This window comes from Pseudomonas corni, assembly GCF_057128765.1.
In genome coordinates, this window is record NZ_JBSKHW010000001.1 from 155,572 (window position 1) to 180,991 (window position 25,420).

Genomic DNA, 25,420 nt, shown 5'->3' on the forward strand with positions numbered 1-25,420 from the left:
GGTGATAAAGCTTGTTCTCGAGCCACCGTCCCATTAACCTTGGCGGCGGAGAGTCGATTGGACAGTCGCTGCCTTCTGTTGTTCCGCAGCAGGGGGGGGAGGAAAGTCCGGGCTCCATAGGGCGGAGTGCCAGGTAACGCCTGGGGGGCGCGAGCCTACGGAAAGTGCCACAGAAAATAACCGCCTAAGCACTTCGGTGCCGGTAAGGGTGAAAAGGTGCGGTAAGAGCGCACCGCACGTCTGGCAACAGTTCGTGGCTAGGTAAACCCCACTCGGAGCAAGACCAAATAGGGTTCCAAGGCGTGGCCCGCGCTGGAACCGGGTAGGTTGCTAAAGACGTCCGGTGACGGCCGTCGTAGAGGAATGACTGTCCTCGACAGAACCCGGCTTACAGATCGACTCTCCACCTTTTTTATCCCCGTTTTTTTGTATCGCAAAACCCCCTTCTTAATATCAAAAAAATCTTACGCTTGATAAACCACATTAAGTTCGGGCCTCAACTTTTTGAGGTTCCTGAGGTTTATCCTCGCTATCTCTCCAAAAATTCGCAAAACCCCCTCAATACCGCTCCTAAATCTCCGTTCTGTAAGGCTTTTCCTTAGGACCGCTCCTTGACGGTGTGGTGGCCGCATTCCTATAGTGTGCGCAAGTGGCAGAAAGTGGCGTGAAGTGGGTTTTTTGAACGCAAAAAGCTAATATTTGGAGAATGCGCCTGTGTTTCGTGGTGCCAACGCAATCAATCTCGATGCAAAGGGCCGTCTCGCTATGCCGAGCCGGTACCGTGACGAGTTGGATTCGCGTAGCGCCGGCCAGATGATCGTGACAATTGACACCGTTGACCCATGCCTTTGCATTTATCCGCTGCCGGAATGGGAGCTGATCGAAGCGAAATTGCGTGAGCTTGCGACTTTCCGTGAGGAAAACCGTCGCTTGCAGCGTTTGCTGATTGGTAACGCTGTTGATCTGGAGCTCGATGGCAGTGGGCGTTTTCTGGTGCCGCCTCGCTTGCGCGACTACGCCAAGCTGGACAAGCGCGTGATGCTGGTAGGCCAGCTCAATAAGTTTCAACTGTGGGACGAGGACGCCTGGAACGCTCTTGCTGATGCGGATCTGGCGGCCATTCAAAAACCGGGCGCGATGCCTGATGAACTACGTGATTTGATCTTGTGACTATGAATAGCGGCTTTACCCACATCACCGTACTGCTCGAAGAAGCCGTCGAGGCTCTCGCAGTGCGCGCAGATGGCTGCTATGTGGATGGCACCTTTGGGCGCGGCGGACACAGCCGACTCATTCTGCAAAACCTTGGGCCGGATGGTCGGCTCCTCGGGTTCGATAAAGATCCTCAAGCGATTGCCACAGGTCAAGCGCTGGCGGCCGAAGATGGCCGCTTTGTCATTGTGCAGCGCAGTTTTGCCGAACTGGGCGAAGAGGCTCAAAACCAAGGGTTCGCAGGCACTGTCAGCGGAATCCTTCTGGACCTCGGTGTGTCTTCACCGCAACTGGATGACCCCGAGCGCGGCTTCAGTTTTATGAATGACGGCCCGCTGGACATGCGCATGGACCCGTCGCGCGGCATCAGCGCGGCCGAATTCGTCAATACCGCCCCAGCCGAAGAAATCGCCCGCGTGTTCAAGGAATACGGCGAAGAGCGTTTTGCCCGTCGTATGGCTGGCGCTGTCGTGGCTCGTCGTGAAACCCAGCCGTTCGAACGCACCGGCGATCTGGCCGAAGTCCTCAAGGTCGCCAATCCGGCCTGGGAAAAAGGCAAGAACCCGGCGACCCGTGCATTCCAGGGGCTGCGCATCCACGTTAATAATGAATTGGGCGATCTCGAAGCGGGCCTTGATGCTGCGCTTGAAGCGCTGGAGATCGGTGGCCGTCTGGTGGTCATCAGTTTCCATTCGCTGGAAGATCGCATCGTCAAACTGTTCATGCGCAAACTGGTCAAGGGCGAAGCGGACAACCTGCCGCGCAACCTTCCCATTCGCCATCAGGCGTTCGAGCCGAAAATCAAACTGATCGGCAAAGCGCAGTTCGCTTCCGATGCTGAAACCAAGGCTAACCCACGTTCACGCAGCGCCGTCATGCGCGTTGCGGAGAAGCTGCGATGAGCCGCGTTTTTCTCAAGCCGTTGCCCGGTGGCAGCTTCTTCATGCTGATGCTGTTCGTCGCCGTGCTTGTTTCGGCTATTGGGGTTTCCTACAGCGCGCACTGGAATCGCCAGTTACTTAACTCGCTGTACAACGAACTCAGCGTGCGCGACAAAGCGCAGGCCGAGTGGGGCCGTCTGATTCTCGAGCAAAGCACGTGGACTGCTCACAGTCGGATCGAAGCACTCGCCACAGAACAATTGAAAATGCGTATCCCTGACGCCGCGCAGATCCGGATGGTGTCGCCATGATGAAACTCGATGGGGCTCTTTACCCTTGGCGTTTCCGGGTAGTCGTCGGGTTGCTGGTGATCATGGTGCTTGCGATCTGCTATCGCATTATCGATCTGCAGGTCATCGATCACCGCTTCCTGATCGAGCAGGGTGATGCGCGCAGTCTGCGTACTATTTCCATTCCTGCCCACCGTGGCCTGGTGACTGATCGCAATGGGGAGCCGCTTGCGGTGAGTACGCCTGTCGCTACCATCTGGGCGAACCCGTCCGAGATGCAGGCAGACAAGAGCAAGTGGAATTTGCTGGCCGCAACCCTGGGCCAGGATCCGAAAGCGCTGACCGAGCGTCTTGATCAACAAGCCAGCAAAGAATTCATTTACCTGGTCCGCGGCCTCACGCCGGAGCAGGGGCAAGCGGTTGTCGACCTGAAAATTCCTGGCGTCTATGCCAAGGAAGAGTTTCGCCGTTTCTACCCGGCGGGCGATGTCACGGCTCACATGGTCGGTTTTACCGACCTCGATGATCACGGACGCGAAGGCGTTGAACTGGCCTACGACGATTGGCTCGCTGGCGTGCCCGGCAAGCGGCAGGTGATCAAGGATCGTCGCGGCAGGGTGATCAAGGATCTCCAGGTCACTAAAAACGCCAAGGCTGGAAAGACCTTGGCTTTGTCTATTGACCTGCGCCTGCAATATCTGGCGACCCGCGAACTGCGTAACGCGATTCAGGAAAACGACGCCAAGGCCGGCAGCCTGGTGATCATGGACGTGAAGACCGGCGAAGTACTGGCGATGGTCAACCAGCCAACCTACAACCCCAACAACCGTCGCACCATGGTGCCGGCAGCGATGCGTAACCGCGCGATCATCGACGTGTTCGAACCAGGCTCGACCATGAAGCCGATTTCCATGACGGCTGCGCTGGACAGCGGTCGCTGGAAGCCAAGCGACAAGGTTGAGGTGTATCCGGGCACGTTGCAGATCGGCAAGTACACCATCCGCGACGTGACCAAGACCGAAGGCCCGATCCTCGATCTCACCGGCATTCTGATCAATTCCAGTAACGTCGGCATGAGCAAAGTAGCCTTCGACGTTGGCGGCGAAGCGATCTTCCGTGCCATGCAGCGTGTGGGCCTGGGCCAATATACCGGTCTGGGCTTCCCCGGCGAGCGCGTTGGCAACCTGCCGAATTATCGCGAATGGCGCAAGGCTGAAACCGCCACGTTGTCGTACGGTTACGGCTTGTCAGTCACGGCTCTGCAGCTGGTTCACGCTTATTCCGCGCTCGCCAACAACGGCAAGCTCGTGCCGTTGACCATCCTCAAGACCGACACGCCGCAGAGCTCGACTCAGGCGATCCCGGAAGCCACGGCGAAGACGCTGCAAGGCATGCTGCAGCAAGTGATCGAGGACCCGCGCGGTGTTTATCGTGCACGGGTTCCGTCGTATCACGTGGCTGGCAAGAGCGGTACCGCACGTAAGACGTCGGTGGGCACCAAGGGCTACGCCGAAAACTCCTACCGCTCGTTGTTTGCAGGCTTCGGCCCAATGAGCAACCCGCGTTACGCCATCGTGGTAGTCATCGACGAACCGAGCAAAGGCGGTTACTACGGCGGTCTGGTTTCCGCGCCGGTGTTCAGCAAAGTGATGTCGGGCACGCTGCGCTTGATGAACGTTCGCCCTGACAACCTCGCGCCGATCCCTGCTGAGCAGGCCAACGCCACGCCAGTAGCTCCTGTTAAAGGAGGGCGCGGCTGATGTCTTCTAATCTGAGCAAGATCTTCGGCTACAACGAACGCGATCTGATGATTCGCGAACTGACGCTGGACAGCCGCAAAGTGCGTCCTGGCGATCTGTTTCTGGCGATTCCTGGCCTCAAGGTCGATGGCCGCGATCACATCGCCGATGCCATTGCCCACGGCGCTGCTGCCGTGGCCTATGAAGTGGAAGGCGCCAAAGTGCTGCCGATCACTGATGTGCCGCTGATCCCGGTCAAAGGCCTGGCCGCACAGTTATCCGATATTGCCGGGCGCTTCTACGGCGACCCGACGCGCAGCCTGAATCTGGTTGGCGTGACCGGCACCAACGGCAAAACCAGCGTCACCCAATTGATCGCGCAAGCGCTGGATCAATTGGGTCAGCGCTGCGGCGTCATCGGTACGCTGGGCAACGGTTTCCACGGTGCGTTGAAAAGCGGTATCCACACCACGCCGGACCCTATTTCGGTGCAGGCGACGTTGACCGACCTGCGCAAGGCTGGCGCCAAAGCCATCGCGATGGAAGTGTCTTCACACGGTCTGGATCAGGGGCGGGTGACTGCGCTGGCATTCGACGTCGCAGTGTTCACCAATCTGTCCCGCGATCATCTGGACTACCACGGCACCATGCAGGCTTATGGCGCCGCCAAGGCCAAGCTGTTCGCGTGGAATGACCTGCGCTGCCGCGTAATCAATCTGGACGATGAGTTCGGTCGTGAGCTGGCGGCACAGTCTCAGCCTTCACGCTTGATCAGCTACAGCCTGGAAGACACCAGCGCCTATTTGTATTGCCGCGAAGCGACGTTCGACGACAACGGCGTGCGCGCCACGCTCGTGACGCCGCAGGGCGAGCATGTTCTGCGCAGCAGCTTGCTTGGGCGCTTCAACCTGAGCAACGTGTTGGCTGCGGTCGGCGCGCTGTTGGGGCTGGATTACGCACTAGACGAAATTCTCAAAGTGCTGCCGGGCCTTGAAGGTCCGGTGGGCCGGATGCAGCGTCTGGGCGGCGGCGCACGTCCGCTGGTGGTGGTCGATTATGCCCACACCCCCGATGCGCTGGAAAAAGTACTCGCTGCATTGCGTCCTCACGCTCAAGGCCAACTGGTTTGCCTGTTCGGTTGCGGCGGGGATCGTGATCGCGGCAAACGTCCGTTGATGGCAGAAGTGGTCGAGCGCCTGGCGGACAAAGTGCTGGTCACTGATGACAACCCAAGAACTGAAACGCCTGCGCGGATCTTCGACGACATCCGAGCAGGGTTCGTGGCGGCCGATAACGTGACTTTCGTAGCCGGGCGGGGCGCGGCCATCGCTCAGCTGATAGCCCAGGCCGATGCACGGGATGTCATCGTGCTCGCCGGCAAAGGCCACGAGGATTACCAGGAGATCGACGGCAAGCGTCATCCGTTCTCCGATCTTGAAGAAGCCGCCAAGGCACTGGATGCCTGGGAGGTTGCACATGCTTAAGCCACTGTCTTTTAGCGAGTTGGTCGGTCCTTTGAACGCGCGCGTTGCAGGACAGGACGTTGTTTTCGACGCCGTCAGCATCGACAGCCGCAGCGTGACCACCGGCCAGTTGTTCATCGCCCTGACAGGCCCCAATTTCGACGGCCATGATTATTTGGATCAGGTCGCTGCCAAAGGTGCTGTCGGGGCATTGGTCGAGCGCGAAGTGCCTGGCTCCGATCTGCCGCAACTGGTAGTGGCTGACACACGCCAGGCGCTGGCCCAACTGGGCGCACTGAATCGCAACGCGTTCATCGACAAGCCTGTGGCAGCGATCACCGGTTCCAGTGGCAAAACCACGGTCAAGGAAATGCTTGCGAGCATCCTGCGTACGCGCGGCCCGGTACTTGCCACGCGGGGCAATCTGAACAATGAGCTGGGCGTACCGTTGACACTGTTGTCGCTGACTTCGGAGTACGAAGCGGCGGTCATCGAGTTGGGCGCATCGCGCATTGGCGAGATCGCGTTCACCGTCAGCCTGACCAAGCCTCACGTTACCGTTATCACCAACGCCGGGACTGCCCATGTGGGTGAATTCGGCGGTCCGGACAAAATCGTCCAGGCCAAAGGCGAAATCATCGACGGCCTGAGTGCGTTCGGCACGGCGGTGCTCAATCTGGATGACAAGGCATTCGGCATCTGGCGTACCCGCGCAGGCGAGCGCAAGGTACTGAGCTTTTCCCTGAGTAATTCTGCTGCTGATCTGTATGCCAGTGATTTGGGTATGGATGATCGCGGTTGCCCCACTTTCACACTGAACGGCCCGATGGGTTCTGCGTCGGTGCAGTTGAATTTGCTAGGCGCCCACAACGTGGCCAACGCCATGGCCGCCGCCGCTGCCGCATACGCGCTGGAAGTGCCGCTGCAAGGCATCGTCGATGGCTTGAACAGCGTGCAGCCGGTCAAGGGCCGCACTGTTGCGCAACTGGCGACCAATGGGATGCGCGTCATCGATGACAGCTACAACGCCAACCCGACTTCAGTGGCTGCGGCAGTCGACATTCTTGCAGGTTTTGCCGGTCGTACCGTGCTGGTGCTGGGCGACATCGGTGAGCTGGGCGACTGGGCCGAACAAGGGCACCGCGACGTCGGTGAATACGCCGCCGGGAAAGTCGATGCCTTGTATGCCGTTGGTCCATTGATGGCCCATGCAGTGAAAGCTTTCGGGCAGGATGCCCGCCATTTTGCCAGTCAGGCAGACCTGATCGCAGCGCTTGGCGCTGAGCAGGACAAAAACACCACTATTTTGATCAAAGGTTCTCGCAGCGCCGCGATGGAAAACATCGTTGCAGCCCTGTGTGGAACCATGCTGGAGAAACATTAATGCTGCTGCTGCTGGCCGAGTATCTGCAACAGTTCTACAAAGGCTTCGCGGTCTTCCAATACCTGACCCTGCGCGGGATTCTCGGCGTGCTCACTGCATTGTCGATGTCGTTGTGCCTGGGGCCTTGGATGATCCGTGCTTTGCAAAACAAGCAGATCGGCCAATCCGTGCGTAACGATGGTCCGCAATCGCATCTGTCCAAATCCGGTACGCCGACCATGGGTGGCGCGCTGATTCTGTCCGCCATCGCCATCAGCACCCTGTTGTGGGCCGACCTGTCCAACCGCTACGTGTGGGTGGTCCTCATCGTGACCCTGCTGTTCGGTGGCATCGGCTGGGTCGATGATTACCGCAAAGTCATCGAGAAGAACTCCAAAGGGCTGCCAAGCCGCTGGAAGTACTTCTGGCAATCGGTGTTTGGTCTGGGCGCGGCACTCTTCCTTTATATGACTGCGCAAAGCCCCGTCGAAACCACGCTGCTGATCCCGATGTTCAAGGATTTCAGCATCGCGCTGGGCGTGGGCTTCGTGGTGCTGACCTACTTTGTGATCGTCGGCTCCAGCAACGCAGTCAACCTCACCGATGGCCTCGACGGGTTGGCGATTCTGCCGACGGTGATGGTCGGTGGCGCGCTGGGCATCTTCTGCTACCTGTCGGGTAACGTGAAATTCGCCGAATACCTGCTGATCCCTTACGTGCCCGGTGCAGGCGAGCTGATCGTATTCTGCGGCGCGCTTATTGGTGCCGGTCTTGGCTTCCTGTGGTTCAACACGTACCCGGCGCAAGTCTTCATGGGCGACGTCGGCGCACTGGCGCTGGGCGCGGCCCTGGGCACCATCGCCGTCATCGTGCGTCAGGAAATCGTGCTGTTCATCATGGGCGGGGTGTTCGTGATGGAAACCCTGTCAGTCGTCATTCAGGTTGCATCGTTTAAGTTGACCGGCCGCCGCGTTTTCCGCATGGCGCCGATCCACCACCATTTTGAACTCAAGGGCTGGCCCGAGCCGCGTGTGATCGTCCGTTTCTGGATCATCACCGTGATTCTCGTGTTGATCGGCCTTGCCACGCTGAAACTGAGGTAGAACGAGTGTCTCTGATCGCTTCTGACCACTTCCGCATCGTTGTCGGCCTCGGCAAGAGCGGCATGTCCCTGGTTCGCTTCCTGGCGAACCGGGGCGTGTCGTTTGCCGTGGCCGATACGCGGGAGAATCCGCCGGAGCTTGAGACGTTGCGTCGTGACTACCCGCAGGTGGAAGTACGTTGCGGCGAGCTGGACGTTGAATTCCTCTGTCGCGCCGACGAGCTTTATGTCAGCCCCGGTCTGGCCTTGGCCACCCCCGCGTTGCAGCAGGCGGCCATGCGTGGCGTCAAGTTGTCCGGTGACATCGAGCTGTTCGCCCGTAATGCGAAAGCGCCGATCGTTGCCATCAGTGGTTCCAATGCCAAAAGCACCGTTACCACGCTGGTTGGGGAAATGGCTTTGGCCGCTGGCAAGCGCGTGGCGGTCGGCGGCAACCTCGGCGTTCCGGCGCTGGATTTGCTCAGCGACGACGTCGAGCTGTACGTCATGGAGCTGTCGAGCTTCCAGCTGGAAACCACTGATCAGCTTGGTGCCGAAGTGGCAACCGTGTTGAACGTCAGCGAAGACCATATGGATCGCTACAGTGGTCTACCGGCTTATCACCTGGCCAAGCACCGGATCTTCCGTGGTGCGCGGCAAGTGGTGGTCAATCGTCAGGATGCGTTGTCCCGACCATTGATCGGTGAAGGCGTCCCGGCCTGGACCTTCGGTCTGAACACGCCTGACAGGAACGGCTTCGGTCTGCGAGAAGAGAACGGCGAGAAGTATCTGGCCTTCCAGTTCGAAAACCTGATGCCGGTCCGCGAATTGAAAATCCGTGGTGCCCACAACCAGTCCAACGCGCTGGCTGCGCTGGCGCTGGGGCATGCCGTCGGTCTGCCGTTTGACGCGATGCTGTCGAGCCTGCGCACGTTCGCCGGGCTGGTGCATCGTTGCCAGTGGGTAGGCGAGCGTGAAGGCGTCAGTTATTACGACGACTCCAAAGCCACCAACGTCGGCGCCGCCTTGGCTGCCATCGAAGGCCTGGGCACCGACATCGCCGGCAAACTGCTATTGATCGCCGGTGGCGACGGAAAAGGCGCTGATTTCAAACCGCTGAAAGCCCCGGTTGCCGCACATTGCCGCGCCGTGATCCTGCTGGGTCGCGACGCAGAACTCCTGGCCACGACCTTCGGCGATTCCGTGCCTTTGGTACGCGTCAAAACATTGGAAGAAGCTGTGCAACGTGCTGCCGAATTGGCTCAGGAAGGGGACGCCGTGTTGCTGTCGCCCGCCTGTGCAAGCCTGGACATGTTCAAGAATTTTGAAGAGCGCGGTCGCGTCTTCGCCCAGGCCGTGAGGGACTTGTCATGATATTTGGTGTGATCAAGCCTTATCCGTCGCCGCTCATCAGCGGTCGTGGCATTGATGTGGATTTCCCGATGCTCGCCGGTTGCCTGGCTCTGCTGGGCCTGGGTCTGGTGATGATCGCCTCGGCTTCGTCCGAAGTTGCAGCCGCGCAATCCGGCAACACGCTGGCGATGATGATCCGCCACTTGGTGTATCTGGTGCTGGGCCTTGGCGCCTGCGTCGTGACCATGTTGATTCCCGTTGCAACCTGGCAACGTCTGGGCTGGTTGATGCTGGCAGGCGCATTTGGTTTGCTGATTCTGGTGCTGGTGCCGGGGATTGGCCGTGAGGTCAACGGCTCGATGCGCTGGATCGGCTTCGGCATGTTCAACGTCCAGCCTTCGGAAATCGCCAAAGTCTTTGTAGTGATTTTCCTGGCGGGTTATCTGATCCGGCGTCAGCAGGAAGTGCGCGAAAGCTGGATGGGCTTTTTCAAGCCGTTCATCGTGCTCTTGCCCATGGCCGGGCTGTTGCTGATGGAGCCTGACTTCGGCGCCACCGTCGTCATGATGGGCGCCGCTGCGGCGATGCTCTTCCTGGGTGGTGTTGGTCTGTTCCGTTTCACGCTCATGGTGGCGTTGGCCTTTGGTGCAGTGTTCGTGCTGGTTCAGGCGCAGCCTTACCGGATGGCGCGGCTGATCACCTTCACCGACCCGTGGTCCGATCAATTCGGTTCCGGCTATCAATTGACCCAAGCGCTGATCGCCTTCGGTCGCGGCGAATGGCTGGGCGTAGGTCTGGGCAACAGCGTGCAGAAGCAGTTCTACCTGCCGGAAGCCCACACCGACTTCGTGTTCTCGGTATTGGCTGAAGAACTGGGCGTTGTGGGTTCGCTGGTCACCGTCGGGTTGTTCGTATTTGTAAGCTTGCGGGCGATGTACATCGGCATGTGGGCCGAGCGCGCCAAGCAATTCTTTGCTGCTTACACCGCATACGGTTTGGCGTTTTTGTGGATTGGTCAGTTCCTGATCAACATCGGCGTGAACGTTGGTTTGCTGCCAACCAAAGGTCTGACCCTGCCGTTCCTCAGTTACGGCGGCAGCTCGTTGATCATCTGCTGCGCAAGCCTGGGCTTGCTGCTGCGCATCGAGTGGGAATCGCGCAACAACATGGGCAGTGAAGAAGCCGAGTTCAATGAGAGCGACTTCGCCGAGGAGCCTGCTCATGGCCGAAAATAACGTGCTGATCATGGCAGGCGGAACGGGCGGACATGTGTTCCCGGCGCTGGCCTGCGCGCGTGAATTTCAGGCACGCGGCTACACCGTGCACTGGCTCGGGACACCGCGCGGTATCGAAAACGAACTGGTCCCGGCGGCTGGCTTGAAACTGCACCTGATCAAAGTCACCGGGCTGCGCGGTAAAGGGCGCCTGTCTTTGCTCAAGGCGCCGTTCATGTTGATGAACGCATTGCTGCAAGCGCGCAAAGTCATGCGTGAACTTAACCCCGTGTGTGTATTGGGCTTTGGCGGTTACGTCACCGGGCCTGGTGGCTTGGCGGCGAGGCTTGCGGGCGTGCCGTTGATCATTCACGAGCAAAACGCTGTAGCCGGGACGGCCAACCGCAGTCTGGCGTCGTTTGCCAGCCGCGTGTGCGAAGCCTTTCCGCAGACCTTTGCCGTGTCGGCCAAGCGCCGCACCACGGGTAACCCGGTGCGTGCCGAATTGTTCTTTGAAACACCGCGTCAGTCGCTGGCCGGACGCAAGCCGCGTTTGCTGGTGCTGGGCGGCAGCCTTGGCGCCGAACCGCTGAACAAGTTATTGCCTGAAGCCCTCGCTCTGGTGCCCGTGGAACTGCGGCCTGAGGTGTTTCACCAGGCTGGCAAGCAGCACGATCAAATCACAACCGAGCGCTATCAAGCGGCCGGTGTGGAGGCGCAAGTTGCGCCGTTCATTAAAGACATGGCCCAGGCCTATGGCTGGGCGGATCTGGTGGTGTGTCGCGCGGGCGCACTGACCATCAGTGAATTGGCAGCCGCTGGTCTGCCGTCGTTACTGGTGCCATTGCCCCACGCGATTGACGACCACCAGTCCCGTAACGCCGATTATCTGGCCCGCGAAGGTGCTGCCTTCGTCATGCCACAAGCAACAACTGGCGCCGCCGAAATGGCCGCTCGCCTGAAAGAGGTTTTGATGCAACCCGAACAACTCAAACGCATGGCTGCTACGGCTCGCCAACTGGCCAAGCCCAATGCCACCAACACCGTCGTCGATGTCTGCCTGGAGGTGGTCCATGGTTGAAAATCAACGCGCGATGCCCCAGCCGGAAATGCGCCGTATCCGTCGCATCCACTTCGTCGGTATCGGCGGCGTAGGCATGTGCGGCATTGCTGAAGTGCTGCTGAACCTTGGTTATGACGTCTCGGGCTCGGATTTGAAAGCTTCGCCCGTGACCGAACGTCTCGAATCGTTCGGCGCACAGATTTTTATCGGCCACCGCTCGGAAAACGCGGCAGCCGCTGATGTACTGGTGGTGTCCAGCGCAGTGAACACCTCGAACCCGGAAGTAGCGACCGCCCTTGAGCGTCGCATCCCGGTGGTCCCGCGTGCCGAGATGCTGGCTGAGCTGATGCGCTATCGCCATGGCATCGCGGTGGCAGGCACTCACGGTAAAACCACGACTACCAGCCTGATCGCTTCGGTGTTCGCGGCTGGAGGCTTGGACCCGACGTTTGTGATCGGTGGTCGTCTGAACGCTGCGGGCACCAACGCTCAGCTCGGCACCAGCCGTTACCTGATCGCTGAAGCCGATGAAAGCGATGCCAGTTTCCTGCACTTGCAGCCGCTGGTTGCGGTGGTCACCAACATCGACGCCGATCACATGGCGACCTACGAAGGCGACTTCAACAAACTGAAGAAAACCTTCGTCGAGTTCCTGCACAACCTGCCGTTCTACGGTCTGGCCGTGGTGTGCATCGACGACCCGGTGGTGCGCGACATTCTGCCCTCGGTCAAGCGCCCGACTTTGACTTACGGTTTCGATGAAGCGGCTGATGTGCGCGCGATCAACGTGCGTCAGGACGGCATGCACACACACTTCACCGTGCTGCGTCGTGACCGCGAGCCGTTGGACGTGTCGGTGAACATGCCAGGCAATCACAACGTGTTGAACTCGCTGGCGACTATCGCCATTGCCACTGACGAAGGTGTTTCCGACGAAGCCATCGTTCAGGGGCTGTCAGGCTTTCAGGGCGTTGGACGACGCTTCCAGGTGTACGGCGAACTGCCCGTGGAAAACGGCAGCGTGATGCTGGTCGACGACTACGGTCACCACCCCCGTGAAGTGGCAGCGGTGATTGCTGCCGTGCGCGGCGGCTGGCCGGACCGTCGTTTGGTCATGGTGTATCAGCCCCATCGTTACAGCCGCACACGGGATCTCTACGACGATTTCGTGCAGGTCCTGAACGACGCCAATGTGTTGTTGCTGATGGAAGTCTATCCGGCGGGCGAAGAGCCGATCCCGGGCGCGGACAGCCGCCAGCTGGCCCACAGCATTCGTCAGCGTGGACAGTTGGACCCGATCTATATCGAGCGTGGCGTCGAGTTGGCGCCACTGGTCAAGCCGCTGTTGCGTGCTGGCGACATCCTGTTGTGTCAGGGCGCTGGCGACATCGGCGGTCTTGCCCCGCAGTTGCTGAAAAGCCCGTTGTTCACGGGCGCGATCGTCAACTCGACCGAAGGGAAGCTGAAATGACAGCCGCCTTGCAATCCTCTCTGCTCTTGACCCCGACGCCATTGCGTTTCGGGCGTATTGCCGTGCTGAGCAGTGAGCAGGATTGTATTTTTGCGGCCACGGAACTGGGCTTTCCTTTCATCGTCCAACCGGCTCATGAAGGTACTGGTGGCGGAATGGCAAATACGAACGGCGTCGATCAATCGATCCCTGTCCGCAAAGCCGCCCGTCTCTCCGGTTCGCCAGTAATGGTTGATGCATCGGGCCTTGATTCCAAACAGCAGTTGTTGGCGCTACTTGCCGACAGCCATCAGGCGCGAGGTTGATCATGCAGGGCGCATCGCTACGTCATCAGCCACCCGCTCCCGGCCGCAAGCCGGTGCCGCGCGGCGCCAGCCGGATGGTTGCCAAGGAGCCACTGTCGGTGCGCCTGCCCAAGGCAAACTTCGGTTTCCTGAAATACGTGTTCTGGCCGATTTTGCTGGTCGCGCTTGGCTTCGGCACCTACGAAGGCGCGCAACGCCTGCTGCCTTATGCCGATCGCCCGATTTCCAAGATCAACGTGCAGGGCGACTTGAGCTACATCAGCCAGCAAGCCGTGCAGCAACGTATCGCGCCTTTCGTCGCAACGAGCTTTTTCACCATTGATCTGGCCGGCATGCGCACCGAGCTTGAACAGATGCCATGGATCGCCCACGCCGAAGTCCGTCGCGTCTGGCCTGATCAAGTGGTCATCCGTCTCGAAGAGCAGCTGCCAGTAGCGCGCTGGGGGGATGAGTCCTTATTGAACAACCAGGGCCAGGCGTTCACGCCGCGTGAACTGGCCAACTACGAACACCTTCCGCAGTTGTTCGGGCCCCAACGGGCTCAACAGCAGGTGATGCAGCAGTACCAGAACCTGAGTCAGATGTTGCGCCCCATGGGCTTTTCCATTGCTCGTCTGGAATTGCGTGAGCGGGGCAGCTGGTTTTTGACCACCGGAGCAGGTGCTTCAGGTCCGGGTATCGAGTTGTTGCTCGGCCGAGATCATCTGGTGGAGAAAATGCGCCGCTTCATCGTCATTTACGACAAGACGCTCAAAGAACAGATCACGAACATTGCGCGAGTCGACCTGCGTTACAACAACGGCCTTGCCGTCGGTTGGCGTGAGGAAGCTGCAGCGCCAACGACGGCCAAACCCGCCGTCGCGAAGAATTGATAAGAGGCAGGACCCATGGCAAACGTGCAAAGCGGCAAAATGATCGTCGGATTGGATATCGGCACCTCCAAAGTGGTGGCGCTGGTAGGCGAAGTCGCGGCTGATGGCACCCTGGAAATCGTGGGTATCGGCACCCACCCATCGCGCGGCCTGAAAAAGGGCGTGGTGGTGAATATCGAGTCGACCGTGCAGTCGATTCAGCGCGCCATCGAGGAAGCTCAGTTGATGGCCGGCTGCCGCATTCACTCGGCATTCGTCGGTGTCGCAGGCAGCCACATTCGCAGCCTGAACTCCCACGGCATCGTTGCTATCCGCGACCGTGAAGTCAGCTCCGCGGACCTGGAGCGTGTACTCGATGCCGCTCAGGCTGTGGCGATCCCGGCTGATCAGCGCGTGCTGCACACGCTGCCCCAGGATTACGTGATCGACAACCAGGAAGGCGTTCGTGAGCCACTGGGCATGTCCGGCGTACGCCTGGAAGCCAAGGTTCATGTAGTCACGTGCGCAGTCAACGCCGCGCAGAACATCGAAAAATGCGTGCGTCGCTGCGGTCTTGAAGTCGACGACATCATTCTCGAACAACTGGCTTCGGCCTATTCGGTACTGACCGACGACGAGAAAGAGCTGGGCGTGTGCCTGGTGGACATTGGTGGCGGCACCACCGACATCGCGATCTTCACCGAAGGCGCCATTCGCCACACGGCGGTGATCCCGATTGCCGGCGATCAGGTCACCAACGACATCGCCATGGCTCTGCGCACACCGACCCAGTACGCCGAAGAAATCAAGATCCGTTACGCCTGCGCCCTGGCCAAACTGGCTGGCGCCGGTGAAACCATCAAAGTGCCGAGCGTGGGCGATCGTCCACCGCGCGAGCTGTCGCGTCAGGCCTTGGCTGAAGTGGTCGAGCCACGTTACGACGAGCTGTTCACCTTGATACAGGCTGAATTGCGTCGCAGCGGCTACGAAGATTTGATCCCGGCTGGCATCGTGCTGACCGGTGGTACCTCGAAAATGGAAGGCGCGGTCGAATTGGCCGAGGAAATCTTCCACATGCCGGTGCGCCTTGGTGTGCCGCATAGCGTTAAAGGGCTCGCGGACGTCGTTCGCAACCCGATCTACTCAACTGGCGTCGGCCTGTTGCTGTACGGACTGCAAAAGCAGTCTGACGGCATCTCGCTGTCCGGCCTTTCCGGCTCCAGTAGCAGTTATAGCGATGAACCTAAAGCACCGGTATTAGAGCGCCTCAAGCGTTGGGTGCAGGGGAATTTCTAAAGATTCAAAAGTGGTAGGCAGGCAACAGGCGTAAAAAAACTAGAGAAGTGAAGGAGAGGGAACATGTTCGAGCTCGTAGACAACATCCCACAAAGCCCGGTAATCAAAGTTATCGGCGTTGGCGGTGGCGGCGGCAATGCTGTCAATCACATGGTCAAAAGCAACATTGAAGGCGTCGAGTTCATCTGCGCCAACACTGATGCCCAAGCGCTGAAAAACATCGGTGCGCGGACCATCCTGCAACTGGGCACAGGCGTGACCAAAGGTCTTGGCGCTGGCGCCAACCCTGAAGTCGGCCGTCAGGCTGCACTGGAAGATCGTGAGCGCATTGCAGAAGTTCTGCAGGGCACCAACATGGTTTTCATCACCACTGGCATGGGTGGCGGTACCGGTACCGGTGCTGCACCGATCATCGCCGAAGTGGCGAAGGAAATGGGCATTCTCACCGTTGCGGTGGTGACCCGTCCGTTCCCGTTCGAAGGTCGCAAGCGCATGCAGATCGCCGATGAAGGCATCCGCATGTTGTCCGAAAGCGTTGACTCGTTGATCACCATTCCCAACGAGAAACTGCTGACCATTCTGGGTAAAGACGCAAGCCTGCTGTCGGCTTTCGCCAAGGCAGACGATGTACTGGCCGGTGCCGTTCGCGGTATCTCCGACATCATCAAGCGTCCAGGCATGATCAACGTCGACTTCGCCGACGTGCGTACCGTGATGTCCGAAATGGGCATGGCGATGATGGGTACTGGCTGCGCAAGCGGTCCGAACCGTGCACGCGAAGCAACGGAAGCGGCCATCCGCAACCCGCTGCTCGAAGACGTCAACCTGCAGGGTGCTCGCGGCATTCTGGTCAACATTACTGCCGGTCCTGACCTGTCTCTGGGTGAGTACTCGGACGTGGGTAGCATCATCGAAGCGTTCGCTTCTGAGCACGCCATGGTCAAGGTCGGTACTGTTATCGATCCGGACATGCGTGACGAGTTGCACGTGACTGTGGTTGCCACTGGCCTGGGCGCGAAAATCGAGAAGCCTGTTAAGGTCATCGACAACACCATGCAGACCACTCAGGCCGCACCTTCGCAGCAACATAGCGCGCGTCAGGAGCAGCCAGCGGTGAACTACCGTGATCTGGACCGTCCGACTGTGATGCGCAATCAGGCACACGCCGGCGCAACATCGGCTGCGAAAATGAATCCGCACGATGACTTGGATTACCTGGATATTCCAGCCTTCCTGCGTCGTCAGGCTGATTAATGGGTTCTATCAGGGGTATAAGGGTGATTGGTGTTCAGCAAAGGCGAGGTCTGCTATCATCGCCAGCCTTTGTTGATACTAATTCGCGATATGCGCTGAAGCGGCCAATGCCATGATTAAACAACGCACCCTGAAGAATATTATCCGTGCCACAGGTATCGGCCTGCACTCGGGGGAAAAGGTATACCTGACCCTCAAACCTGCGCCTGTGAACACCGGCATTGTGTTTTTCCGTACCGACCTCGATCCGGTCGTGCAGATCAACGCCTTTGCAGAGAACGTTGGAGACACCACGCTTTCAACGACTCTGTTCAATGGTGATGTAAAGGTCGATACGGTTGAACACTTGCTTTCGGCGCTGGCTGGCCTGGGCATCGATAACGCCTACGTTGAACTCTCTGCCTCCGAAGTTCCGATCATGGACGGCAGCGCAGGTCCCTTCGTATTCCTGATTCAATCGGCTGGCCTGGAAGAACAGGACGCACCGAAGAAATTCATTCGTATCCTGAAAGAAGTGTGTGTAGAGGACGAAGGCAAATACGCCAAGTTCGTGCCGTTCGAAGGTTTCAAGGTGAGTTTCGAGATCGATTTCGACCACCCGTTCCTGAAAAACCGTACACAAAGCGCAAGCGTGGATTTCTCCAGCACTTCGTTTGTAAAAGAAGTGAGCCGCGCCCGTACGTTCGGCTTCATGAAAGACATCGAATACTTGCGCAAACACAACCTCGCACTCGGCGGCAGCGTTGAAAACGCAATCGTCGTAGACAAGGATGGTGTGTTGAACGAAGACGGCCTGCGGTATGAGGACGAATTCGTGAAACACAAGATTCTGGATGCCATCGGTGATCTTTATCTTTTGGGCAACAGCCTGATCGGCGAGTATCGCGGCTTCAAATCCGGACATGGCCTGAACAACCGCTTGCTGCGCGCTTTGATCGCACAGAAAGACGCTTGGGAAGTCGTGACCTTTGAAGATGCGAGCACCGCACCGATCTCTTACATGCGCCCGGTTGCGGCGGTGTAAAAAGTCTCTCTTCCTTGTTTTGTTTTTTTAAGCCACCTTCGGGTGGCTTTTTTATGCCCTGATCATGGGCTTTTCTGTAGGAGCGAACTTGTTCGCGAGACGTTTTCCCGAGAAACCGCGTCGCACGTCTCGCGAACAAGTTCGCTCCTACAGGTCAGGTCAGGTCAGGTCAGGTCAGGTCAGGTCGGCGTCAGGTCTTGGGCTTGGCGTGGGCTGCCAATCGCTCCAGCGCGGCCTTTAACTTGGGATCGGTTATTCCCTCAGCCGTGGCTTGAATGCTTTCGGCTGCCGCAATCGACAGATCCATCGTATGACCCGCTGCGCCCCGCTGAACCGTAGGAGGTTGTACCTTGAAGAGAATGCGCGTCAGGCTGCCAAACTCGTCGAATGCCAGCAACTGACGCTGCAGGCGCTTTTGTTGATAACGCAGACGGGTTGCCCAATGGCCATCGGTCACGATCAGCAGCAAGCTGCCTTCGCGCCACGACGCCACGTGACAGTGCTCACGCGCCGCCGGTTGCAGCTGACTTTCTAGCAGTCGTTGCAGATGTCCAAGACGTTGCGCATGACTGAAAATGGCTTTGAGCGGCTTCGCTTCACGCAACAAAACGGCCGGTGCACGCGCCGTCAAAGGACGAAATGCCATGTTGTATGCCTCTCAGAACAAGGCGCCATGGTAGCAGAAAGCGAAGTTTTCCCCCGGCAAGTCTGGGTGTTCGACGCATTTACCCGCTTACACAATGAAGAAACATTAATCAAACTTCTTTGTGCTATGGGTTGAAGTCGTCCAAAAAGACCCTATTGTATTTCTGCCCCGCAACAGCGCTGTGCCAGCATCGTGGAATAACGCCACTTTCCTCACCACCATTTCCGGGTAGAATGCTCGTTCGCATGCGGCCATGAGGGCTGCACGGGCGACTCACGGGGCCGCCCTCCATCTCTATGTGTGGAAGATCCTGTCGATATGTTTGCGCCTTTGTTAAAAAAACTTTTTGGAAGCAAGAACGAGCGCGAAGTAAAGCGCATGCTCAAGACGGTTCAACTCGTCAATGCCTTCGAAGAGCAAATGGTGGCCCTTTCGGACGAGCAATTGCGTGCCAAGACCGAAGAGTTCAAGGCCCGCTTAGCCAAAGGTGAGACCCTCGATCAGCTCCTCCCGGAAGCCTTTGCGGTTGCTCGGGAAGCGGGCAAGCGCGTCATGGGTATGCGTCACTTCGACGTACAGCTCATCGGTGGCAACACCCTGCACGAAGGCATGATTGCCGAAATGCGTACCGGTGAAGGTAAAACCCTGGTGGCGACACTGGCGGTGTACCTCAACGCGCTGTCCGGCAAGGGCGTGCACGTTGTGACCGTGAACGACTACCTGGCTCGTCGTGATGCCAACTGGATGCGCCCGCTGTACGAATTCCTTGGTTTGACTGTCGGCGTTGTCACGCCTTTCCAGCCGCCTGAAGAGAAACGTGCCGCTTACGCGTCGGACATCACCTACGGCACCAACAACGAATTCGGTTTCGATTACCTGCGCGACAACATGGCTTTCAGCATGGAAGACAAGTTCCAGCGCGAGCTCAATTTTGCCGTGATCGACGAAGTCGACTCCATCCTGATCGATGAGGCGCGTACGCCGCTGATCATCTCCGGTCAGGCTGAAGACAGCTCCAAGCTGTACACCGAAATCAACAAGCTGATCCCTAAACTCGAGCAACACATCGAGGAAGTGGAAGGCGTGGTTACCAAACAAGGTCACTTCACCATCGACGAGAAGTCTCGTCAGGTCGAGCTGAACGAATCCGGTCACCAGTTCATCGAAGAAATGCTCACCGAAGTCGGCCTGCTGGCTGTCGGCGAGAGCCTGTACTCGGCGCATAACCTGGGTCTGCTGACTCACGTTTACGCCGGGCTTCGTGCGCACAAACTGTTCAATCGCAATGTCGAGTACATCGTTCAGGACGGTCAAATCCTGCTGGTCGACGAGCACACCGGCCGTACTATGCCGGGGCGTCGTCTGTCCGAAGGTCTGCACCAGGCCATCGAAGCGAAGGAAGGTCTGAATATTCAGGCCGAAAGCCAGACCCTGGCTTCGACCACGTTCCAGAACTATTTCCGTCTCTACAACAAACTGTCCGGTATGACCGGTACAGCCGACACCGAAGCGTTCGAATTCCACCAGATCTACACCCTGGCAGTGATGGTCATTCCGCCGAACAAAGCGTTGGCGCGTAAAGACTTCAACGACCTGGTGTACCTGACGGCGGAAGAGAAGTACGCCGCTATCGTCACCGACATCAAGGCCTGCATGGCCGAGAATCGTCCGGTGCTGGTGGGTACTGCGACCATCGAAACCTCCGAGCACATGTCCCGCCTGTTGAACAAGGAAGGCATCGAGCACAAGGTTCTGAACGCCAAGTTCCACGAAAAAGAAGCCGAGATCATTGCCCAGGCAGGTCGTCCTGGTGCGCTGACCATCGCCACCAACATGGCCGGTCGCGGTACCGACATTCTGTTGGGCGGTAACTGGGAAGTTGAAGTCGCGAGCCTCGAAGACCCGACCCCTGAGCAGATCGCACAGATCAAGGCGGACTGGCAGAAGCGTCATCAGCAAGTTATCGAGGCGGGCGGCCTGCACGTAATTGCCTCCGAGCGTCACGAATCACGCCGTATCGACAACCAGTTGCGTGGTCGTGCCGGTCGTCAGGGCGACACCGGTTCGAGCCGCTTCTACCTGTCGCTGGAAGACAGCCTGATGCGCATCTTTGCCTCTGATCGGGTGAAGAACTTCATGAAAGCGCTGGGCATGCAGTCCGGCGAAGCGATCGAGCACCGCATGGTGACCAACGCGATCGAGAAGGCGCAGCGCAAGGTTGAAGGCCGTAACTTCGATATCCGTAAGCAACTGCTAGAGTTCGATGACGTTTCCAACGAACAACGTAAAGTGATCTACCACATGCGCAACAGCCTGCTGGCTGCTGAGAACATTGGTGACACCATTGCCGAGTTCCGCGAAGAAGTCCTCGACAGCACCATCAGCGCGCACATCCCGCCACAGTCGTTGCCAGAACAGTGGGACGTTGCCGGTCTGGAAGCTGCGTTGAACAGCGATTTCGGTGTGAAGCTGCCGATCCAGCAATGGCTCGACGAAGACGATCACCTGCACGAAGACACTCTGCGTCCGAAACTCCTGGAAGCCATCATGTCGGCTTACACCGAGAAGGAAGACCAGGCCAGCGCCGATGCATTGCGCAGCTTCGAGAAGCAGATCTTGCTGCGCGTAGTCGATGACTTGTGGAAAGACCACCTGTCGACCATGGACCACCTGCGTCACGGCATTCACTTGCGCGGCTACGCGCAGAAGAACCCGAAACAGGAATACAAGCGCGAGTCGTTCACCCTGTTCCAGGAACTGCTGGACTCGATCAAGCGCGACACCATCCGTGTGCTTTCGCACGTTCAGGTTCGCCGCGAAGATCAGGCCGAAGAAGAGGCACGTCTGCGCCGCGAAGCCGAAGAACTGGCGGCGCGCATGCAGTTCCAGCACGACGAGGCACCGGGTCTGGACCAGCCGCAAGCGCTGCTGGCCGAAGACGGTGAAGACGTTGCCGTGGCTTCTGTCCCTGTTCGCAACGACCAGAAGCAAGGTCGCAACGAATTGTGCTGGTGTGGTTCGGGCAAGAAATTCAAGCATTGTCATGGTCAGATCAACTAAGACATGTGCTGCTGAGTTGCTCTAGTTGAACTGATACAACATCACGCCGCGACCGGCTTACCCGTCGCGGCGTTTTTCAATCGATCGAGTCGTACTGGCGTGCTGCCAGACGGCACAGGTAATTCTCAAGGAGCGCACTTCATGGCTGTTGGTCTTGGTCCTTTGCCGACGCTGCACCCGGTTCCCGGTTTTGAACTCGGTATTTCGTCTGCTGGCATCAAACGTCCGGGGCGCAAAGACATTGTCGTCATGCGCTGCGCCGAAGGTTCTACCGTAGCGGGCGTGTTCACCCTCAATGCGTTCTGCGCAGCGCCGGTGATTTTGTCCAAGCAACGCACCCAAGGCACCGTGCGTTATCTGCTGACCAATACCGGCAACGCCAACGCAGGGACCGGTCAACCGGGTTTGCTCGCCGCCGAACGCACTACTGCAAAACTGGCTGAACTGACCGGCGTCGACGCCAGTGCTGTGCTGCCGTTCTCCACCGGCGTGATCGGCGAACCGTTGCCTGTGGAAAAGATCGAAGGCGCGCTGCAAGCGGCTCTGGATGATTTGTCTGTGGATAACTGGGCCGCTGCGGCGACCGGGATCATGACCACTGACACACTGCCCAAGGGCGCGAGCCGCCAGTTCCAGATCGATGGCGTGACGGTCACCGTGACCGGCATCAGCAAAGGTGCGGGCATGATTCGTCCGAACATGGCGACCATGCTCGGCTACATCGCGACCGACGCCAAAGTGTCCAAAAGCGTGTTGCAGGACCTGATCCGGGATGGCGCGAACAAGTCGTTCAACCGTATCACCATCGACGGCGACACCTCGACCAATGACTGCTGCATGCTGATTGCAACCGGCCAGGCCGATCTGCCTGAAGTAACCGAAGCCAAAGGCCCGCTGTTCGATGCGCTCAAGCGTGCGGTGTTCGACGTGTGCATGGAAGTCGCTCAGGCCATCGTGCGTGATGGCGAAGGTGCGACCAAGTTCGTGACCGTGGAAGTGAACGGCGGCGGCAATCATCAGGAATGCCTGGACGTCGGTTACGCGGTGGCGCATTCGCCGCTGATCAAGACTGCACTGTTTGCCTCCGATCCGAACTGGGGTCGTATCCTGGCTGCGGTCGGCCGTGCGGGCGTGCCGGATCTGGACGTGAGCAAGATCGACGTATTCCTGAGCGGCGTGTGCATCGCGAGCCAGGGTTGCCGCGCCACGACTTACACCGAAGAGCAGGGTTCTGCGGTGATGGCCGAAGCCGAAATCACCATCCGCATCGAGTTGGGTCGTGGTGATTGCAGCGAAACCATCTGGACCACCGATTTGTCCCACGAATACGTGAAGATCAACGCGGAATACCGCACGTAAAGCACCCTGTCCTGTAGAAGCCAACTTGTTGGCCAGAGGCTAACGCTGTCTGTCAGGCACACCGCCTCGCGAACACGTTCGCTCCTACAGGGAAAGTCAGACGCGGCGTGTCAGATACCACCTTATTCTGTAGGAGCCAACTTGTTGGCGAGCGCTTGATTCGGTCTGTCAGGCACACCGCCTCGCGAACACGTTCGTTCCTGCAAAGTGCGACGATCACATAACGGAGCTAAACCATGAGCCTGCACCTGATCATCGGCGACAAACGCTACTCCTCCTGGTCCATGCGCCCCTGGCTGGTGCTGGAAACGATCGGTGCGCCGTTCACCGAGCAGATCATTGCGCTCAACAAACCCGACACCCGTGCGCAGATTCTTCAGCATTCGCCAACCGGCAAGGTGCCCGCACTGATCAGCGAACACGGCACGATTGTCGATTCCCTGGCGATCTGCGAGTACCTGGCCGAGCTTTTCCCCAAGGCCGATCTCTGGCCGAGTGATCCTGCCGCGCGGGCGCAAGCACGCTCGGCTTGTGCGCAGATGCACAGCGGCTTCACCAGCCTGCGTTCGCACATGCCCATGGACCTGCGCCGTGACCAGGCGCTCGAAGTGATTTCGGTCGACACTCAGGACGACATCGAGCGTGTGGTTGCGTTGTGGACCGAATGCCGTGCGGCGTCGACCGAGCAAGGCCCGTTTCTGTTTGGCAAGCCCAGCATCGTCGATGCGTTTTTTGCCCCGGTGGCGGTTCGTCTACGCACTTACCGCGTGGAACTGCCCGCTGCAGCAGCAGCCTACGTCGACACCATTTACCAATGGCCTGCTTTCAAGCGCTGGCAACAGGCGGGTCTGGAGGAGGGTTGATTGTGAAACGAGTCCATGTCGCTGCGGCGGTCATTCGTGGCGCCAACGGCAAAATTCTCATCGCCCGGCGTGCCGATAGCCAACATCAGGGCGGCCTGTGGGAGTTTCCAGGCGGCAAGGTCGAGCCCGGCGAAGCCGTTCAGGCCGCACTTGCCCGTGAGCTTCAGGAAGAGCTGGGTATCGTGGTCATTGCTGCGCGCCCGCTGATCAAGGTCAAGCACGATTATCCCGACAAGCAAGTTCTGTTGGATGTGTGGGAAGTGTCGTCATTCACGGGTGAACCCCACGGCGCGGAGGGCCAGCCCTTGGCGTGGGTCAGCAGCCGTGAGCTTCCTGAGTATGATTTCCCGGCGGCCAATCAGCCTATCGTCGCGGCAGCACGTTTGCCGGGCGAATACCTGATCACGCCGGACGGTCTGGAAACCCCGCAGTTGCTGCAAGGCATTCAGAAAGCCGTGGCAGGTGGGATCAAGCTGATTCAGTTGCGTGCGCCGAACATGTACGACCCCAAGTATCGCGACATCGCGGTGGACGCAGTGGGCCTGTGCGCTAGCAAGGCGAGCTTGATGCTCAAAGGTCCGTTCGAATGGCTGGGAGATTTCCCGGCGGCAGGCTGGCACGCGACATCGGCGCAACTGCGCAAGCACGCGGCCAATGGGCGACCGCTGCCTGCCGATCGTTGGCTGGCCGCTTCGTGTCATAACGCTGAAGAGCTGGAGCTGGCTGAATTGATGGGCGTGGATTTCGTCACGCTTTCTCCGGTGCAGAAGACCCAGACTCACCCTGATGCGCAGCCCTTGGGCTGGGAGCAGGCGAGTGAGTTGATTCAGGGTTTCAGCAAACCGGTGTTTTTGCTGGGCGGAGTAGGGCCGAATGACCGTCAGCGCGCGTGGGACATCGGCGCGCAAGGCGTGGCCGGGATTCGCGCGTTTTGGCCTGAGTAGTTTCTGATGTGTTGGAGCGAGGCTTGCCCGCGAAGTTAACGACGTGGACTATCTGTTACACCGTGTCGTCAGCTTCGCGGGCAAGCCTCGCTCCAACAGGTTTGCGCTAATCAGGTTTTTTCGCCGCTACCCACAAAATCTCAGCAATCCCCTGACGCCGCGCAATCATCCTGGCGGCGACGAACAACAAGTCCGACAACCGATTGATATACGCCAGCCCAACCCCGGCCAACGGCTCGACCGCATTCAAGTGCTGACAACGGCGCTCGGCAGTGCGCGCCAGGCTGCGGCAGACATGGGCTTGAGCAATCAGCGCTGAACCGCCGGGCAGAATGAAATTCTCCAGCGGCCCCAGCTCTTCGTTCCACAGGTCGATCGCTGCTTCCAGCCGTTCGATTTCCGCCGCGTTCAGCGCCTGATATTCCGGCATCGCCAGCTCGCCGCCCAGATCGAACAACCGATGCTGACACGAAGTCAGCACATCGATCACCTCCTGCAAGCCGGGTGTCTGTGCCACGTTATCGGCCAGCCCTGCGAGCAGCACACCCAACTGACTGTTGAGCGTATCCACCTCACCCATTGCTTCGACGCGAGGATGGTCTTTGGGCACCCGACGGCCGTCGCCCAGGCCGGTTTCACCCTTGTCGCCTGTGCGTGTGTAAATCTTCGACAAGCGAAAACCCATGTT

22 protein-coding genes and 1 other RNA gene are annotated in these 25,420 nt (G+C 58.8%); 21 read left to right on the forward strand and 2 right to left on the reverse strand.

Going from position 1 to position 25,420, the window contains the following annotated elements; all coding sequences use genetic code 11:
* Nucleotides 1-49: 49 nt before the first annotated feature.
* The 17 genes from rnpB to lpxC all read left to right on the forward strand — a co-directional run bounded on the left by rnpB (nt 50) and on the right by lpxC (nt 17,860).
* An RNA gene (gene rnpB / locus ACWKV9_RS00660) (RNase P RNA component class A) lies at nt 50-407 on the forward strand.
* Nucleotides 408-714: 307 nt separating this feature from the next.
* Entirely contained in the window at nt 715-1,170 is a 456-nt protein-coding gene (mraZ, locus tag ACWKV9_RS00665; protein WP_268797805.1) for a division/cell wall cluster transcriptional repressor MraZ, read from the forward strand.
* A 2-nt stretch (nt 1,171-1,172) separates the two neighbouring features.
* The gene (gene rsmH / locus ACWKV9_RS00670; RefSeq protein WP_483834709.1) at nt 1,173-2,114 is read left to right on the forward strand and encodes a 16S rRNA (cytosine(1402)-N(4))-methyltransferase RsmH; all 942 of its coding nucleotides are present in this window, start codon (nt 1,173-1,175) and stop codon (nt 2,112-2,114) included.
* Nucleotides 2,111-2,404, forward strand: a complete 294-nt coding sequence (gene ftsL, locus ACWKV9_RS00675) for a cell division protein FtsL (RefSeq protein ID WP_483834166.1) — start codon at nt 2,111-2,113, stop codon at nt 2,402-2,404. The genes rsmH and ftsL overlap by 4 nt, the downstream gene beginning before the upstream one ends.
* Nucleotides 2,401-4,143: a peptidoglycan D,D-transpeptidase FtsI family protein gene (locus tag ACWKV9_RS00680; RefSeq protein ID WP_483834167.1), complete on the forward strand. Its 1,743-nt coding sequence runs from the start codon at nt 2,401-2,403 to the stop codon at nt 4,141-4,143. Before ftsL ends, ACWKV9_RS00680 begins: the two co-directional genes overlap by 4 nt.
* Nucleotides 4,143-5,606, forward strand: a complete 1,464-nt coding sequence (locus ACWKV9_RS00685) for a UDP-N-acetylmuramoyl-L-alanyl-D-glutamate--2,6-diaminopimelate ligase (RefSeq protein ID WP_483834168.1) — start codon at nt 4,143-4,145, stop codon at nt 5,604-5,606. The genes ACWKV9_RS00680 and ACWKV9_RS00685 overlap by 1 nt, the downstream gene beginning before the upstream one ends.
* Nucleotides 5,599-6,969 (forward strand): UDP-N-acetylmuramoyl-tripeptide--D-alanyl-D-alanine ligase, encoded by a 1,371-nt coding sequence (locus tag ACWKV9_RS00690; protein ID WP_483834169.1) that lies wholly within the window; start codon nt 5,599-5,601, stop codon nt 6,967-6,969. Before ACWKV9_RS00685 ends, ACWKV9_RS00690 begins: the two co-directional genes overlap by 8 nt.
* The gene (mraY, locus tag ACWKV9_RS00695; protein WP_483834170.1) at nt 6,969-8,051 is read left to right on the forward strand and encodes a phospho-N-acetylmuramoyl-pentapeptide-transferase; all 1,083 of its coding nucleotides are present in this window, start codon (nt 6,969-6,971) and stop codon (nt 8,049-8,051) included. The genes ACWKV9_RS00690 and mraY overlap by 1 nt, the downstream gene beginning before the upstream one ends.
* Nucleotides 8,052-8,056: 5 nt before the next feature.
* Nucleotides 8,057-9,403 carry a UDP-N-acetylmuramoyl-L-alanine--D-glutamate ligase gene (gene murD / locus ACWKV9_RS00700; RefSeq protein WP_483834171.1) on the forward strand — a complete coding sequence of 449 codons (1,347 nt, stop codon included), beginning with the start codon at nt 8,057-8,059 and terminating at the stop codon, nt 9,401-9,403.
* On the forward strand, nt 9,400-10,617 hold the full coding sequence (ftsW, locus tag ACWKV9_RS00705; protein ID WP_483834172.1) for a putative lipid II flippase FtsW: 1,218 nt from the start codon (nt 9,400-9,402) through the stop codon (nt 10,615-10,617). Before murD ends, ftsW begins: the two co-directional genes overlap by 4 nt.
* Complete coding sequence (gene murG, locus ACWKV9_RS00710; protein WP_483834173.1) at nt 10,604-11,677, forward strand: undecaprenyldiphospho-muramoylpentapeptide beta-N-acetylglucosaminyltransferase; 1,074 nt, start codon at nt 10,604-10,606, stop codon at nt 11,675-11,677. The genes ftsW and murG overlap by 14 nt, the downstream gene beginning before the upstream one ends.
* Nucleotides 11,670-13,130 carry a UDP-N-acetylmuramate--L-alanine ligase gene (gene murC / locus ACWKV9_RS00715; RefSeq protein ID WP_483834174.1) on the forward strand — a complete coding sequence of 487 codons (1,461 nt, stop codon included), beginning with the start codon at nt 11,670-11,672 and terminating at the stop codon, nt 13,128-13,130. Before murG ends, murC begins: the two co-directional genes overlap by 8 nt.
* A complete protein-coding gene (locus ACWKV9_RS00720) occupies nt 13,127-13,435 on the forward strand; it encodes a hypothetical protein (protein ID WP_483834175.1) in 309 nt (102 codons plus the stop codon). The genes murC and ACWKV9_RS00720 overlap by 4 nt, the downstream gene beginning before the upstream one ends.
* A 2-nt stretch (nt 13,436-13,437) precedes the next feature.
* Nucleotides 13,438-14,307 (forward strand): cell division protein FtsQ/DivIB, encoded by an 870-nt coding sequence (locus tag ACWKV9_RS00725; RefSeq protein ID WP_483834176.1) that lies wholly within the window; start codon nt 13,438-13,440, stop codon nt 14,305-14,307.
* Between the two features lie 15 nt (nt 14,308-14,322).
* Entirely contained in the window at nt 14,323-15,582 is a 1,260-nt protein-coding gene (ftsA, locus tag ACWKV9_RS00730) for a cell division protein FtsA (RefSeq protein WP_483834177.1), read from the forward strand.
* Between the two features lie 63 nt (nt 15,583-15,645).
* Nucleotides 15,646-16,836 carry a cell division protein FtsZ gene (ftsZ, locus tag ACWKV9_RS00735; RefSeq protein WP_483834178.1) on the forward strand — a complete coding sequence of 397 codons (1,191 nt, stop codon included), beginning with the start codon at nt 15,646-15,648 and terminating at the stop codon, nt 16,834-16,836.
* A 112-nt stretch (nt 16,837-16,948) separates the two neighbouring features.
* A complete protein-coding gene (gene lpxC, locus ACWKV9_RS00740) occupies nt 16,949-17,860 on the forward strand; it encodes a UDP-3-O-acyl-N-acetylglucosamine deacetylase (protein WP_331189637.1) in 912 nt (303 codons plus the stop codon).
* Between the two features lie 190 nt (nt 17,861-18,050).
* On the opposite strand, the gene ACWKV9_RS00745 is transcribed toward lpxC, so the two are convergent.
* Nucleotides 18,051-18,506, reverse strand: a complete 456-nt coding sequence (locus ACWKV9_RS00745) for a DUF721 domain-containing protein (protein WP_483834179.1) — start codon at nt 18,504-18,506, stop codon at nt 18,051-18,053.
* Nucleotides 18,507-18,824: 318 nt separating this feature from the next.
* Here ACWKV9_RS00745 and secA point away from each other — a divergent pair, with 318 nt between their 5' ends.
* The 4 genes from secA (at nt 18,825) to ACWKV9_RS00765 (ending at nt 24,732) form a co-directional block, all read left to right on the forward strand.
* Nucleotides 18,825-21,566 carry a preprotein translocase subunit SecA gene (gene secA / locus ACWKV9_RS00750; protein ID WP_483834180.1) on the forward strand — a complete coding sequence of 914 codons (2,742 nt, stop codon included), beginning with the start codon at nt 18,825-18,827 and terminating at the stop codon, nt 21,564-21,566.
* A gap of 141 nt (nt 21,567-21,707) precedes the next feature.
* A complete protein-coding gene (gene argJ, locus ACWKV9_RS00755; RefSeq protein WP_483834181.1) occupies nt 21,708-22,925 on the forward strand; it encodes a bifunctional glutamate N-acetyltransferase/amino-acid acetyltransferase ArgJ in 1,218 nt (405 codons plus the stop codon).
* Between the two features lie 236 nt (nt 22,926-23,161).
* Nucleotides 23,162-23,788, forward strand: coding sequence for a glutathione S-transferase family protein (locus ACWKV9_RS00760; RefSeq protein ID WP_483834182.1), 627 nt, complete (start codon nt 23,162-23,164; stop codon nt 23,786-23,788).
* A 2-nt stretch (nt 23,789-23,790) separates the two neighbouring features.
* The gene (locus ACWKV9_RS00765) at nt 23,791-24,732 is read left to right on the forward strand and encodes a Nudix family hydrolase (protein ID WP_483834183.1); all 942 of its coding nucleotides are present in this window, start codon (nt 23,791-23,793) and stop codon (nt 24,730-24,732) included.
* 106 nt (nt 24,733-24,838) lie between these two features.
* Here ACWKV9_RS00765 and ACWKV9_RS00770 read toward each other — a convergent pair whose 3' ends face one another.
* Nucleotides 24,839-25,417, reverse strand: coding sequence for a cob(I)yrinic acid a,c-diamide adenosyltransferase (locus ACWKV9_RS00770; RefSeq protein WP_483834184.1), 579 nt, complete (start codon nt 25,415-25,417; stop codon nt 24,839-24,841).
* Between the last annotated feature and the right edge of the window lie 3 nt (nt 25,418-25,420).

Bases quoted from the DNA above. Each gene is read 5' to 3' on its own strand.
- rsmH (WP_483834709.1), top strand. From the start codon at position 1,173: ATGAATAGCGGCTTTACCCACATCACCGTACTGCTCGAAGAAGCCGTC.
- ftsL (WP_483834166.1), top strand. From the start codon at position 2,111: ATGAGCCGCGTTTTTCTCAAGCCGTTGCCCGGTGGCAGCTTCTTCATG.
- ACWKV9_RS00680 (WP_483834167.1), top strand. From the start codon at position 2,401: ATGATGAAACTCGATGGGGCTCTTTACCCTTGGCGTTTCCGGGTAGTC.
- ACWKV9_RS00685 (WP_483834168.1), top strand. From the start codon at position 4,143: ATGTCTTCTAATCTGAGCAAGATCTTCGGCTACAACGAACGCGATCTG.
- ACWKV9_RS00690 (WP_483834169.1), top strand. From the start codon at position 5,599: ATGCTTAAGCCACTGTCTTTTAGCGAGTTGGTCGGTCCTTTGAACGCG.
- mraY (WP_483834170.1), top strand. From the start codon at position 6,969: ATGCTGCTGCTGCTGGCCGAGTATCTGCAACAGTTCTACAAAGGCTTC.
- ftsW (WP_483834172.1), top strand. From the start codon at position 9,400: ATGATATTTGGTGTGATCAAGCCTTATCCGTCGCCGCTCATCAGCGGT.
- murG (WP_483834173.1), top strand. From the start codon at position 10,604: ATGGCCGAAAATAACGTGCTGATCATGGCAGGCGGAACGGGCGGACAT.
- murC (WP_483834174.1), top strand. From the start codon at position 11,670: ATGGTTGAAAATCAACGCGCGATGCCCCAGCCGGAAATGCGCCGTATC.
- ACWKV9_RS00720 (WP_483834175.1), top strand. From the start codon at position 13,127: ATGACAGCCGCCTTGCAATCCTCTCTGCTCTTGACCCCGACGCCATTG.
- ACWKV9_RS00725 (WP_483834176.1), top strand. From the start codon at position 13,438: ATGCAGGGCGCATCGCTACGTCATCAGCCACCCGCTCCCGGCCGCAAG.
- ftsA (WP_483834177.1), top strand. From the start codon at position 14,323: ATGGCAAACGTGCAAAGCGGCAAAATGATCGTCGGATTGGATATCGGC.
- ftsZ (WP_483834178.1), top strand. From the start codon at position 15,646: ATGTTCGAGCTCGTAGACAACATCCCACAAAGCCCGGTAATCAAAGTT.
- lpxC (WP_331189637.1), top strand. From the start codon at position 16,949: ATGATTAAACAACGCACCCTGAAGAATATTATCCGTGCCACAGGTATC.
- ACWKV9_RS00745 (WP_483834179.1), bottom strand. From the start codon at position 18,506: ATGGCATTTCGTCCTTTGACGGCGCGTGCACCGGCCGTTTTGTTGCGT.
- secA (WP_483834180.1), top strand. From the start codon at position 18,825: ATGTTTGCGCCTTTGTTAAAAAAACTTTTTGGAAGCAAGAACGAGCGC.
- argJ (WP_483834181.1), top strand. From the start codon at position 21,708: ATGGCTGTTGGTCTTGGTCCTTTGCCGACGCTGCACCCGGTTCCCGGT.
- ACWKV9_RS00760 (WP_483834182.1), top strand. From the start codon at position 23,162: ATGAGCCTGCACCTGATCATCGGCGACAAACGCTACTCCTCCTGGTCC.
- ACWKV9_RS00770 (WP_483834184.1), bottom strand. From the start codon at position 25,417: ATGGGTTTTCGCTTGTCGAAGATTTACACACGCACAGGCGACAAGGGT.